General features: G+C 44.0%; 12 protein-coding genes. All 12 read right to left on the bottom strand.

What is annotated here, in order from left to right; translation table 11 throughout:
• Nucleotides 1-18 precede the first annotated feature (18 nt).
• A complete protein-coding gene (locus R9C00_03380; GenBank protein WPO36485.1) occupies nucleotides 19-3,624 on the bottom strand; it encodes a hypothetical protein in 3,606 nt (1,201 codons plus the stop codon).
• On the bottom strand, nucleotides 3,621-4,031 hold the full coding sequence (locus R9C00_03375; protein WPO36484.1) for a GPW/gp25 family protein: 411 nt from the start codon (nucleotides 4,029-4,031) through the stop codon (nucleotides 3,621-3,623). The genes R9C00_03380 and R9C00_03375 overlap by 4 nt, the downstream gene beginning before the upstream one ends.
• 28 nt (nucleotides 4,032-4,059) lie before the next feature.
• Complete coding sequence (locus R9C00_03370) at nucleotides 4,060-4,359, bottom strand: PAAR domain-containing protein (protein ID WPO36483.1); 300 nt, start codon at nucleotides 4,357-4,359, stop codon at nucleotides 4,060-4,062.
• Between the two features lie 49 nt (nucleotides 4,360-4,408).
• Nucleotides 4,409-6,181: a type VI secretion system tip protein VgrG gene (vgrG, locus tag R9C00_03365; protein ID WPO36482.1), complete on the bottom strand. Its 1,773-nt coding sequence runs from the start codon at nucleotides 6,179-6,181 to the stop codon at nucleotides 4,409-4,411.
• 4 nt (nucleotides 6,182-6,185) lie between these two features.
• A complete protein-coding gene (locus tag R9C00_03360) occupies nucleotides 6,186-6,881 on the bottom strand; it encodes a hypothetical protein (protein ID WPO36481.1) in 696 nt (231 codons plus the stop codon).
• Nucleotides 6,882-6,905: 24 nt separating this feature from the next.
• Nucleotides 6,906-7,079 carry a DUF5908 family protein gene (locus R9C00_03355; GenBank protein WPO36480.1) on the bottom strand — a complete coding sequence of 58 codons (174 nt, stop codon included), beginning with the start codon at nucleotides 7,077-7,079 and terminating at the stop codon, nucleotides 6,906-6,908.
• 186 nt (nucleotides 7,080-7,265) lie between these two features.
• Nucleotides 7,266-7,712 carry a phage tail protein gene (locus tag R9C00_03350; GenBank protein WPO36479.1) on the bottom strand — a complete coding sequence of 149 codons (447 nt, stop codon included), beginning with the start codon at nucleotides 7,710-7,712 and terminating at the stop codon, nucleotides 7,266-7,268.
• A 26-nt stretch (nucleotides 7,713-7,738) separates the two neighbouring features.
• Complete coding sequence (locus R9C00_03345) at nucleotides 7,739-8,191, bottom strand: phage tail protein (protein WPO36478.1); 453 nt, start codon at nucleotides 8,189-8,191, stop codon at nucleotides 7,739-7,741.
• 120 nt (nucleotides 8,192-8,311) lie between these two features.
• On the bottom strand, nucleotides 8,312-9,757 hold the full coding sequence (locus tag R9C00_03340; GenBank protein ID WPO36477.1) for a phage tail sheath C-terminal domain-containing protein: 1,446 nt from the start codon (nucleotides 9,755-9,757) through the stop codon (nucleotides 8,312-8,314).
• 66 nt (nucleotides 9,758-9,823) lie between these two features.
• Entirely contained in the window at nucleotides 9,824-11,047 is a 1,224-nt protein-coding gene (locus R9C00_03335) for a hypothetical protein (GenBank protein ID WPO36476.1), read from the bottom strand.
• 10 nt (nucleotides 11,048-11,057) lie between these two features.
• The gene (locus R9C00_03330; protein WPO36475.1) at nucleotides 11,058-11,621 is read right to left on the bottom strand and encodes a DUF4255 domain-containing protein; all 564 of its coding nucleotides are present in this window, start codon (nucleotides 11,619-11,621) and stop codon (nucleotides 11,058-11,060) included.
• Nucleotides 11,622-12,031: 410 nt separating this feature from the next.
• Nucleotides 12,032-12,559, bottom strand: a complete 528-nt coding sequence (locus tag R9C00_03325) for a UpxY family transcription antiterminator (GenBank protein WPO36474.1) — start codon at nucleotides 12,557-12,559, stop codon at nucleotides 12,032-12,034.
• Nucleotides 12,560-12,589 lie beyond the last annotated feature (30 nt).

The following is a 12,589-nucleotide window of genomic DNA, read 5'->3' as shown; positions in this document are numbered from 1 at the left end:
ATTTGCATTGAGAATAGGTTAGTTCGTTTCGGTTTCATCGGAGATTTCTTCTCCTATTTCTGCATAACCAATCATGCCATCTTTACCTTCCAACCCTTGGTCACCAAGCTTTTCGGAAGTAACTTCTGAAATATCGTGCCCGTCGACTGAGGTTAAAATGGTGCGGGAAGTGGTGGGCACTGCCTCGCTAATATTAATCCCTTTTTCATTGTGGTACATCTCAAAATTGAGCACGTAATCCACATACGCTTGTTCCTCCACAAAATTCAGGATAGAAGAACGGTATACTTTCCCTCCAAAGAGAATTTCTTTCCCTTCCTCAAAAGCCCAAGGGGACAGGTATTTGGAAATGGCGATGCTCAACTCTTTTTTATAAAAATCAAATGACTTTCCTACGATAAACTTCACATCGAACTTCACCTTGATGGTTTCGTATTTTGGGTTTTTCACCTTAATGCGGGCATGTGGCGTTGTTCTTTTTTTAAGAAAAGCTTCGATGTCTGCCAGCTCATTAATGTTGGCTTGTGGTTCGAGCGGGTTGAGTACTTTTTTACCTCGCTGATCGGGGATAACCGCCAAGGTCACAAAACCCGGCGCAAGCTCTTTTTCGATGTTCGTATGGGTTATACAGCGGGCTTTATAGATATTGGGGAAGTTTTCCAGCACCAGCCTCTCGTAATCGAAAATGGTGATAGCCCGACCTTTGTGCCTCAATCGCTCACTTACTCGGGTATAGAAATGGATGGGTTCTTCGGGAGGTCTTCCACCAAAAGAATCGTAAGGCTGCGCCACGCTTTTGATGGAAATATCGTTTTCCACAAACTTGGCAATGCTGCCCGCTTCCAAAGGTTGCTGCAAACGAGAATTATCAACCTCGCTAAGCACAAAACTCGCCTTGGCAACTTGCGTATGCACTTGCAGCGTTTGGGGAACAGCACCTGTTCGTTCTGCTGCCGATACCTTTAACCAAGAAAGCCCTTCACCAAAAACGGTATTTTCCCTGCCTATTTCTTTAGGAATCTCCAGTGTCACTACTCCCGACGCAATCAAGCCATTGCTTTCGTCTGAAAGGACGTTAATATTGGGAAATTTCACCCAATCATCTTTTTTTATTTCAGCACTATCACTTGACAGCACTACATCGTTTTCAAGGTAAGACCAACTCACTTTTGCCCTTGCCAACTCGGCATTTGCCGTGGCTTCTTCCACTTGGAACAGTAAGGGCAACACGCTTTGCGGAGGCAAATCTCGAAGCCCGATGTACAGACTTCCCTCTTCGTCGTACTGAGGCAACAAATAATTCTTTTTCTCATCACCCGTTTGCACTTTTTTATAGCCTCCAAAAGCATGGAGTTGGGTAAATTCTTTCAATTCGCTTGATGCGGTATAACCTAAGGTTAGTTTCTTTAGTACTGGGGTGTAGGGCGTGGCGGGAAGTGGAACTGGCCAAGTATCGTCAATAGCTGTAGTATCTTCATTTCCATCAAATTTGAGCACTCCTCCATCATCAGGGTTTTGATAATACGCACCTGTTAAAAGTTTTCTTGAACCTGTGGAATCTTGCAAAGCCAAAGCCATTGCCTGCCTTGCATAAATAGCGGCAAACTGATCGTGTCCGAAATCACCTTCCAAGCGCATTTCGAAAAATGCCCCCCCATTTATCGTATCCTCTTGGAAAAGAAGCTCAGCCAACCCATTTATTTCCCCATTTATAAAAATTACTTCCGAAGTTGAACCACCCGGGTTGATGGTAAAACTAGCGTTTGATGCTGGAACAGGGTCAGATTTTTCATACAAAGTATAATCCTCATCATTGGGAAGGGCTTCCCATTCAAAACCAAGACTTACCGTTTCAATTTCTTTGTTTTCAAACTCCTTGCTACCTACAAAAAAGCTTGATCCATTTTTAGGTTGTGCCCCAAAAGGCATAAATGGCTTTGTGGTGTCCAACAGTCCCAAATCACTCTTTGCCAAAATAGTTGACATCCCTTCCACGCTTACCAAAAGGTTTAGATCGGTAATTACTAGCTTTTTCAGAAAATGATAAGGACTGACATGGATAGAGCCATCGGTATCTAAAGGAATCTCAAGGTCTTTGTTCAATAAAACCTTGGCTACGGGCAAGCTGGTATCGTAAGATTCCTCTTCAATGACTTTGGGATCAAAAGGGAAAATAGCGGGAGCAGCATTTTCTAAAATAACCTTGAGTTCAATTGTATTCCCCTCGCATTTGTTCGCTTCAGTGGTAAATTGAAGCTCTTCCTTTTCAGAAAACCCTTCAATCCAGCCTTTTTCTCCCGTTAGGGAAATCTGGAATAGATCAGCATTCAAAAAGGGTTCAAGCTGCGAATCAAAAGTGCCTGCTTCGTAGGTAAAAGTGAAGGTAATCGTCCTTGTTCCTTCGCTCAACAGCAGCATTTCTGACGAAATCAAAAAACCGAGAGCGGGCTTTTCACCAACTCCGTTTCCCCCCAAGGTTTTCCAAGTTGGCACTTCTTCGTTTTCAAAATCGCCGCCAAGCCCATCGCCAGAATTGGCGACCGAAGCAGCATAAATATCTTTGATGTATTTTGTTCCATCATTACCTTCTACACGGTCAATATAGAGCGTTTGCAAAGATGCTACTTGCGTCTTATTGACGATTATCTCCTCGTCCAACCCGAACAATATTTCGTCCCCCGCATCATCTTTTCCTGCGGTAAAAAGTGTTCCTTTCGATACTTTGTGTTCTTCTATATGCTTTGCCAATTCAAAAATAAGATGGGCACTATCCGGAATAGCATCCTTCTCTTTGAGGCGCAGCACCTTTCGGTAAAAGAAATCTAAATGCTGCTGCGTAACCTTGTTAAAATCCGTTTGGACATTTTTAATTAGGATTTTTACAAAGGAAATAAACAAGGCAATGTGAGGGGGAAGGTCTTGGTAAGCAAGGCTTTCTTCTAGGTAATTGGGCGCAGAACCAGTCACATATACTAGCTCTTTGTAAATCACTTCTGCATTCCTTTGCAGCTCGACAATGAGGGTAGAAATATCGGCATTCTGAAACGAGTTGCCCGCAGGTTGCTCGGCAATAACCTTTAGCTCTGGCGTGCGAAATTTTGCATATTTTTCGGTTTGCTCTGGAAGGACAGCCCTATCAATAGCCTTTATTATTTGCAGTGCAGGTGCTAATTTGGCCTGTATGGACTGCCGCAACAAAAGCTTGAGCCCAGAGCGGGCAGCAATGGCCATATGCCAACTATCGACCAGCAAAGCCGCATCCAGCAATTTCCCAACAAGCCCATTAATAGCCTCCTTAGAAGGGTTTTGAAAAATTTTCGCTAACGATTCATCCAGTTCCCTTCGGAACAGATCCGTCTCTGTTTTCGAAATAATGGCAATCAGAAAAGAAGTTTCCTTTTCAAAAAAGGCTTGCCAATTGGGGGTAAAATCTTTGGGCAACTCGCCTGAGAGCGGGTAATATTTTACAAGATTGGCAAACCGATAGGCGAAATGCATAAAGTCAATAAGTTCACGGGAATCAGCCATCGCCTTTTCAGGTGCCAAAGCTTGGGGTTCACGTGAATTTTGGCTTTTTCCGTCCCTCACCAGTGGATTCGCTATATCGTCACAACAGTTGCTCATAACAGATTTTCGCCGCCTTCTTTTTGATAAAATGGATACACAAAATTGAACCGTGAGTTGGTCGCCCTTACCTGATAATCGACCGAAATCATGATTACACCTTCTAATTCTTGGCCAGGATACAACCGGACTTTCTCCACTTCAATCCGCGGTTCGTGGAATAAAATTGCATTGCGAACAAGGTCGGCTATATAGGTGCGAAGCGAGGAATTGACAGGTTCGAACACAAACTCGTTGAGATCGCAGCCGTATTCGGGTTGCATCACCCGTTCTCTCAAACTGGTAGAAAGAAGAATCGTCAAACTTTGCTGAATATCTTCTTCATTGGCTACCATTTCCGCCCCACTATCTGGGTCAAAGCTTGGGGGAAATGCCCAGCCTCTTCCTAAAAATGAATTTTCGTCCATGTTGTTTTTTGTAGAAATTAATTCGTACTCATCCTCCAATCATCACCGTGGGGCAGCCCAGTACGATTGAGCCTCCATGAGCTGTTGAGTCGCCCATCCGGGCGGCGGGCTTGCCGCCGATCATCACCGTCCCCGAGCCCATCACAATAGTATCGGGAGGGCCAACGCAAACTGCCATATCACCTAACACTGCCGCAGGCATTCCCCCGATCAGTACGGTAGGTACGCCTGGCCCTGTAATTGGTCCTCCTACGTGGGGAATGGGTACAGGTGCAGGCGTTTGCATGGGGCAAGTATGCATATCGGTAATTCTGGCTGCTAAGGGCATAATTGGGCTTCGTTTCAGGAGACGCAATGAATTGCGTCTCTACATTTATCTAATTTATCATCACCATTGCTCCTTTCAGTACGGCTTGTCCGCTGGAGGAAACTTCTGCGCCTGCCGAGCCTTCTGCTTTAAACTGGGCACTGGCTTTCAGGCTTACATTCATACCCTCGATGCTGGCATCTTGGGAAGCTTCTTGGGTGAGTTTTCCAGCTGCTTTCAATACAATGTCTTTTGCGCTATCGATGGTGATTCCATCAGCGTTCATTTGTATTTTATTTCCATGTTGGTCTTCCAAGGTGATTGCTTGCTCGTCGTCATCTACTACCATCTTGTTTCCCCCTGGAGTCTCTAGGGTGACAATACTTTTCTCATCGTCAAACAAAAACTTTATCTCACTCTTTGTCACAAACCCTTTTATAAAATTATCGTCGGTAGCTTCTAGCGGTGCAGGGTTCGCGCTACTGTGCACTGCCCCAATGATGATTGCATCGCGAGGGTCGTCGTTCAAAAAACCTATAATAACTTCGTCGCCTATTTCGGGCAAGAAATAACTTCCTCTTTCTGCTCCCGCATAGAGTGTGCTGAGCCTCGCCCAAATTCCTTCCGAACTCGCATCTACTATTGGAAGCTTCACCAGAATCCTATTTTCCCCATTGGGGTCTTCTTGCAACTGAGAAACCACGCCAATTTGCAAGCCTTTTACTGCGGGAATAAGCCCCGTTGCCGGACTGTCATTTACATCTGGGTTGGCAGCAATGAACCATTTGGGGGAAAGCCCAAATTGCACATCGGTGAGCCAATTCCCTTCTCGTACTTCATGCCTCACCCCCGATACAAATACATTTCCATTAAAGCGATCTCCAAGTCCATCCAATTCGATCATGTCGCCGGGCTTAACATCGGCACAACCTTGAAATTTGACCCGACCTCTCACCTTTGCCAAACGGCTTTTAAGCATTTGGGCATCTGCCCAGGCTTTTAGTTCGCTATCTTCCACTTGTCCAGAGTGGCGAAGCTCCAATTCTGATAAGCCGACCACATCTGCCAATTTCTTGCCTGTTAAATTTCCTGCACCATCGTAACTGGGTGCTTTTCCTGTTTTTTCCAGAAGAGCTTGACTTTTATAATCCCAACTTGTCGACTTTACTGCGGCATATTGGCTGGATGCATCTACCTCCCCTTCAAATTCGAGAATGGTATCGCCATACACCACCGAAAGCACAGCACTTCCTGACAAATCAGGCTTTTTGACAACCATTTTGCCGTCGTCGGTTGATACCAGCAATCCATTTACCTCTGCTCGGGAGACTACAAAATCCCAGTCTGTTACGTGGAATTGCACTACTTCGGCGTGTGTAACAGTAGTAGCATCCACATCTGAACTCAAGCTATAACCCCCAATAATTTCTTCGATTAATGCACTGTCTTTCTTTTCTTCAAACAGCTTATCTTTCCTTCCAACGGTCATTTTCACCGCCTTGTCTTTGCATTCTATGGTCAGATAAGAAGCACCACTTTTCTTTATTGAAATGTTGTTTTTGACCACTATTCCCTTAAAAATTGTTTTTTCCTGAGAACCGTATCCAGCCTTCACTTCTATTTCACTTCCGGGGATGAACAAGTCAGTATTGCTCACTTCAAAATCTTGCGTAGCCGAATCTCCATCCACTATCATCATTTTCAGAGAAGCAACCCGGTTTATTTCCTTGGTCACATAAATGCTGAGCACTTCCAGTTCAGCAGGAATTTGTGTTCCGTTTGAAAGGATTGTAAAGGTTACGAGCGTATCACCTAATGTACCCGGAATTGTTCTTTCAGCCATTTTATCAGTTTGTTTCTTCTACTATTGGTGGGAAAAACAACTTTTGCCCAACGGGGATATTCCGAAAGCTAGTCAGCCCATTCACCCTCGCTACTTCCAAGAAATAGGAATCGTCTTTGTAGATATCGAAGGTTTGTAAAGGCAACGTATCATCCTCTTTCACTACCCTTAAATGAGTAAGGTCAGGCGAGTTTTTCCCCTCTTCTCTTGTTCTTTTCTTGGGATGTTTGAATTCGAGGAGTTCCAGATGAATTTTCGCCCTAAGAGGCTTCGCTTCTGGTGAAAAAAGCGTGTAGGTAATGTTCATAGCAGAAAGCCTACACTCGAAAGCCTTGTCTTCTCCCAACATTTCTCCCCAAAGTATTTTCAGGTACTTAGGCTCGTGGGTGTCGCCTTCCAACTTGTAGACTACATCTCTAAGCACTTCAATTTGTTCGGGAACACTTTTCCCTTTCAGTGCTTCAGGAAGTTCAAGCACCCCTGTGCCGTCTAGCACAAAATCGAGTGCTAGCGTCTCAGGTTCGGTGCTATTGTACCTAGGGTTATTTCCTTGCGTACCTTGCGCTTGGGTAGTATTCAGCTTTACCGATAAGTTCTGGATGAACTCCTCGGGGTTGATAGGCAAATCAAATTCCTTCGATCCCTTTTGCTGAAACTTCGAGTCGGTAAACGATTTTATTTTTAGCTTGACTAATCCCATTTTACTACGTTCAGAAACGTTCTTTTACCTATCCGAATTACTTTTCATTAGCTCCATTACCTGATCTACACAAGCCGCAACAATGCTTTCCACATCCACAGCATTTTGCCTTCCTCCAGTAGAAGAAGCATTACTTTGATTACCACTCTCCTCGGTAATTTCGGCTTTTATCACCAATTCTTTTATTTCTAAAGGCATAGTTTGTAGTCTTTGAATCAAGTCTTTTTATGTATTTCATAGGCTATTTATACCTAATCAGCTCAAACTGCTGGTTTCTAGTTACTGGTTTCTTATTTTTTAACCTGAAACTCGTAACCATAATAAAGCACCAATAATGAGACAGACGATCGGCGGCAAAAAGCCCAAAACTCTTATTACAATATACTAATGAGTAGTGACGGTAAAATAGTTGTAATGCAGTTGCAGTGTTTCTATAAACACTTCCCCTTGCATTGCATTAAGATCGGAAAATGTCCACTTCTTAGGCCAAGCATGTACCACATCCCAAGTCACTAGCGGCTCATGCCCTTCGTTGAGCAATACCACTTGCAAATCGACAGGTTGGAATTCCATGTTTTGAAAAGCCTTGTTAATCCAATCGATCAAGCCCGAGCCTTTGTAAAACCCTCTTTTGAGGGTAAGCTCAGAGTAATTGGTACGGACAGGCAATTCGTGCTCGAAACGATTTTCCCCAGCCTCTTTGATACTTTCCGTCTGCATGGATACATCCAATCCACTTACAGACTGGAAATGGGCATCCCTGTCATCGGCTTTAAGCCCAGTAAAATTGACCTGAAAATGAAACCCGACAGGCGGGTAATAATTAGCCATCTGAAACTAGATTAAGAATTTACACACTAACCATTCGCTACAACAAGCCCTTCGTGAACCAGCTCTAGCGACTCAATTGCCACCTCGTTTCCATCTGCTTTCAGGTCTGTAGATTGGATTTTTATGGGCCAGGCATTTTTCACATTCCAAACTATCACAGGTTCATGGTTTTCGTTGAGCAACGAAATGGTAAGGTCTCTCCGGTACACTGAGCCAGTCGCCCCGCCTTCTTCAAAGAAAACAGTTGTTTTCCACCAGTCAAAATACTCGTTGTCTCCGGCGAATGTCCCTCTTTTGAGCGTGATGTTACTGTACTTTTGCATGCCGGGCTGCTTGGTTTTGTGGTATTCTTTGCTTGCTCCGTGGCGGTACTCTATTGGCTCGGTTTCAAAGTCTAGCCCTGAAACTTCGGTAAAACCAATTTTTGTTCCTCCCCATTCTACTTGGAAATGAAACTTCGGCAATGGATAATCAGCCATAATTTTATTTTTTTAAGTTGAGAAAGTGATCGAAATGATTCATCAGAAAGTGCAGCGAAATGCTGAATGCCTAACTGAAAAACGAGGAGCCCAAGCGGATGCTTGAACTATTCATAAAATTTATGCTTCCTGCATTTTGTGAGAGAATTTGAGGATGATGAACTCGGCAGGACGTACGGCCGCCATTCCAATTTCCACAATCATTCTGCCTTCCAAAATATCGAGTGCAGTCATGGTCTCGCCCAAGCCTATGCTTACATAAAAAGCGGCTTCGGGAGTTGGACCCGCCAATGCGCCTGCCCTCCATTGCAATACCAAGAAGTTACTGATCATCCCCCGAACTTTCGTCCACGTGTTGGCATCGTTAGGTTCGAATACAAACTGCTCCGTTGCTTTTTTAACCGATTCTTCCACCATATTGAAGAACCTTCTTACAGGTATATATCTCCATTCGTTGTCGTTGCCAGCCAATGTCCTCGATCCCCAAACCAAAATTCCTTTCCCAGTAAATGGACGGATCACATTGATCGATTTGCCCGCAGTGGTATCCACATTGAGAAAATCTTGGATATCGTTGGTCACTTTGAACGTGAGACTTTCTACAGCATTTACGCCTACATTTGCCGGAGCTTTCCATACACCACGGTTGCTATCCACTTGGGCATAAATACCTGCCATAGTAGAGCTTGGAGGCAAGGTAATGGGCAAAGAATCGATCGCCAGCTTCATTTTGGAATACAACGCATCGTCTGTGCCCACCAACGAATCCATTGTTTGCCCATCTAAAGCACCTGCTGCCACTACACCATCCGCCGCAGTTACTTGATGCGCTATTGCTACCGTTGTTTCATCGTACGAGTAATTGAACACGGATTTAACATTGGGAAAATAAACCGCTCCATATTTCAAAAAGCTGCTGGTAACGCCATTTCTAAAGGCAGTAGCAGCATCCAATACTTCACCGCTGTTTGCCAAAGCTCCGCCATTGTTGTGCATATCCATAATGGCAAACCTGTCTTGCAATTTGTTACACTGCGCTAATGAATCATTTTGCAAGGTATAATAATCAGGCTCGGCCATTCCCTGCCCTTCCGGAAATACGATAAGGGTTGGCTCGTCTTCTTGGAGAAGTGTAGCAAGTCCATCTTGCAATGGCACCAAAGGAATAGCATCTCCAACGGCTAAATAAGCACCTACCGAAACTATGTAGCAAGGACCTCCTCCATTTGCAAAATACATTTGTAACGCATAGTACATCAAGTGTGCCGAAGGCGTAGCTCCAGACAAAGCACCGGTGAGCTCTTCTGCAATCACCACGTCTCCCGCATCTACTTCTTGAGCCAAAGTAACTACTATTGAATTTTCAGCTTGCGGCCCACCAAAGTAGGTTTCGTACTCCAGCAAAGAGGTGATTCGGGTAGGGTTCAGGGTTAAATCCTCTCCTTTGCTTATTGCCTTTTCGGTGTGCCCAATAAAAGCCGGAATTGCGGTTTCTACTTGTGCTACAGATGGGGGAAACTTAGGGATTTCCTTAATGTACACCCCGGGGGTTTTGTAATTAGCCATATTATTTAACGGTTAAAACTTAGAGATGAAAAGATTCTTTTTTCAGAATGACAGGAGCATCAAAAGTTATAAATACACTTCTGATACCACTTTTATTTTATCGGGGTTGCCCGCATCCCTTTCGGGGCGGAGTTGGGCAGCCGAGGGATTGGGGAGGGATACTTCCTCCCCGTCTTGTTCTAATGTAAGAGTGTTGTACGAGCTTGTTAAATGCTTAGCCTTTTTCGTAATAGCCTGCCTGTTCGAGCTTGCCTCTTCTTCTAGGTCTGCATCAGCTGGGAGCGTGATATCTTTGGTGAAAAAATACCTCCAGAAGGAAGCCCTGTTCTTGAGCCTAATTTCAAAACTGGGCATGGTCAGCGTATTTTCCGCATCGTCCAAAAGAGCGTAGTCTCCTAATCCAGCTTTATGGAAAAGCTCGATTATGGCAAAAGGTGGCTTTTCCGATTTGGTCCACAAGTAGGCCGAAAACTCATGCAAATAGCCGCTCTCTCCTTCAAACTTGAATTGGTAATAGCCAATAGGCAAGCTTTGCAAGTTCGCTTGTACCGTTTGTAAATCTTGGTTTTCCTCCCACTTCTCTTCATAAACCAACTGTTTACCCGCTTCGTCCACGTTCAAGTCTAACACGCTCAGGGTCAATTTTTGTACCCCAGCCGTCGTAAGCGTATGGCTGATAGCTGAGTTTACAAGCGTTACTTTATCGGCAGCCGAAACATATGGTTTTAGCGGTCTTTTTTCCCAATCGGCAGTGCCCAAACCTCTTTTGGTAGTCGTGGTTGCTTCGTATAGCTTGCTTCCATCTGCACTTGCTACCAAATCTCCCGGGAAATATGTTTTACCACTTTCTAGCTTTGCAAATGGCTTGGTAAGTGTTGGGAAACTACTTCCAGTTCCTCCCGCCAAGTTGCTGAAATAATAGATTGTATTTGCTTCTTGATGAATAGGCAAGTTGGTAAAGTTGTTGAAAACAGGGTTTTTTAAGGCTGCCAACACTGTGATTTTTTGATGACCGCCCAGTGGAGAAAAAGGCTGATAGGTAACAGGGATGGTTTCCCTTGGCTCTACCTTTAAGGCTATAAAAAAACCCACCGGAGTTTGCCTAAACACATACCTGCTAGTTGCTTTTTCGGGATAAAACAACAACTCTTTGTCCAAGGAATACGCAGCCATTTTGGCATCAAGAATTGCAGGGTCCAGCTCATCGAACGGGGTTTCACCTTGGTTGAGGTAATAATCGTGGAGAACCTTTACCTCAAACAGTCTTTTATATGTAATGCTAAAAGCCATTTTGTCTTACTTACTGCATTTTTTCCTTAGAATGAATTTCTTCGATCAGCGCGCCTGAACCCACTGGATCTTTCGCTTCTATGCTCACCACTCTACATTTATACAGCACAAATGGATATTGCTTTCCCCCAAGCGAGCCCCAGAGGTAGTTCACCTGCTCAAAAGTGATGGTGTGCAAGTCGAGCACCAACTGAAAATCGAGACCTTCAGGGCTTGTATTGTGAAGCGTAAAGGTGTTCGATCTTTGGAAAAACTCGATGGTTCGGGAAGTCATTGCCAGTGCATCGTTGTAGTTATTGGTAAAATTTGCACTAAACAACAGGTACAAGTTCAAATTAACAGGACGGTTCCGATACTCCACCGCATCGGCTCTTTTGCGGAAATAATGCCCATTTTTCATGGTAGATTCTTCGTCTATGTTCACCAAGCTCAGCACTATTTTATTTGCCAACGCCAGCCCTTCTTCCGAGCCTTCGGCAAAAGCAATGTTCCCTGCTACCACAAAGTCTTCCACTCCATCCGAAACAGCATCGTTGAGCTTCTCCACTATCAATTCAATCGCTTCATTAATCATTTAGAGTAAGTTTTTATTTTGTTATCCGGTAGGCACAAATAACTATTCGATGAAAGTACCCATCGAGCTAAAAGCCTAAATAGGTCAAATACAATTTCTGAATGGTTCTGTTTTTAGAAATGAATGCGGGTATTTTTTGCCTTTGTATAAAGCTCCGCCAATTAAGTCACATATAAGCGGCTTATTAAACTTGTAATGGAACTTGCGCAATTGCCATGCTTTGAGACATGAAAAACCAATACATGTTAGGTTCTGTATCGGCCTGCGAAAGTCATGCTTGAAGAAACAGTTTATACTATTTCAAACTTGAAGATTCGATAGGCACAAGGTAAAGGAAATCTTCTCCTAGTTCAATCCTCATTAATGGGGATATTTCAACTAAAGAAGTAATAAATTACTCATAAAGGGTTTTACTTAATTGGCTCAAGCTCATGCGCTCCTATTTCCACGGCAATGGATTGCTTGAGCGCATCTATGCCGATCATCAGCCTTGATGCTGTTTTAGTGCGAAGCAAATGACCTTCCATACCCGCAAATGGACCTGAAACCACTTTTACCCTTTCCCCTCTTTTGAAATGATGCTTCACCTCAAATTCCGCATTTCCACTCAGCAACCGCTGGATAGTTTCTATTTGGCACTCAGGAATGGACACGGGGCTGTGCTCGAAACTTACAAAACTCAATACGCCGTTGGTCTGCAAAACATCAAGCTTCTCCTTCAAATTGATCTTTACAAAAAGGTAGCAGCTGAAAAGAGGTTCTTCAACCCTCTTCTTGCGGTCGCTCCAATAGCGAAGAGTCGAATAAAGGGGCAAAAAACTATGTACGCCTTTGGCTTGTAAAAGCTTATGCACTTTTTTTTCGTGTTTGAAACGAGTGTTCACTGCATACCATTGGCAGGCACTCGCCTCGTGTTGAGGTTGGACAGAGGCAATCATGTTAGTGTTTTAGGTTTAGATTGAATGTGA

It is taken from the genome of Flammeovirgaceae bacterium SG7u.111 (assembly GCA_034044135.1).
In the GTDB taxonomy this organism is placed as follows: domain Bacteria; phylum Bacteroidota; class Bacteroidia; order Cytophagales; family Flammeovirgaceae.
The sequence above is the reverse complement of the archived record's forward strand: the minus strand, read 5'-3'. Positions and strand labels throughout refer to the sequence as shown.

What these genes read in the sequence shown, in the direction of transcription:
- R9C00_03380 (WPO36485.1), bottom strand. Translation starts at nt 3,624, where the DNA reads ATGAGCAACTGTTGTGACGATATAGCGAATCCACTGGTGAGGGACGGA.
- R9C00_03375 (WPO36484.1), bottom strand. Translation starts at nt 4,031, where the DNA reads ATGGACGAAAATTCATTTTTAGGAAGAGGCTGGGCATTTCCCCCAAGC.
- R9C00_03370 (WPO36483.1), bottom strand. Translation starts at nt 4,359, where the DNA reads ATGCCCTTAGCAGCCAGAATTACCGATATGCATACTTGCCCCATGCAA.
- vgrG (WPO36482.1), bottom strand. Translation starts at nt 6,181, where the DNA reads ATGGCTGAAAGAACAATTCCGGGTACATTAGGTGATACGCTCGTAACC.
- R9C00_03360 (WPO36481.1), bottom strand. Translation starts at nt 6,881, where the DNA reads ATGGGATTAGTCAAGCTAAAAATAAAATCGTTTACCGACTCGAAGTTT.
- R9C00_03355 (WPO36480.1), bottom strand. Translation starts at nt 7,079, where the DNA reads ATGCCTTTAGAAATAAAAGAATTGGTGATAAAAGCCGAAATTACCGAG.
- R9C00_03350 (WPO36479.1), bottom strand. Translation starts at nt 7,712, where the DNA reads ATGGCTAATTATTACCCGCCTGTCGGGTTTCATTTTCAGGTCAATTTT.
- R9C00_03345 (WPO36478.1), bottom strand. Translation starts at nt 8,191, where the DNA reads ATGGCTGATTATCCATTGCCGAAGTTTCATTTCCAAGTAGAATGGGGA.
- R9C00_03340 (WPO36477.1), bottom strand. Translation starts at nt 9,757, where the DNA reads ATGGCTAATTACAAAACCCCCGGGGTGTACATTAAGGAAATCCCTAAG.
- R9C00_03335 (WPO36476.1), bottom strand. Translation starts at nt 11,047, where the DNA reads ATGGCTTTTAGCATTACATATAAAAGACTGTTTGAGGTAAAGGTTCTC.
- R9C00_03330 (WPO36475.1), bottom strand. Translation starts at nt 11,621, where the DNA reads ATGATTAATGAAGCGATTGAATTGATAGTGGAGAAGCTCAACGATGCT.
- R9C00_03325 (WPO36474.1), bottom strand. Translation starts at nt 12,559, where the DNA reads ATGATTGCCTCTGTCCAACCTCAACACGAGGCGAGTGCCTGCCAATGG.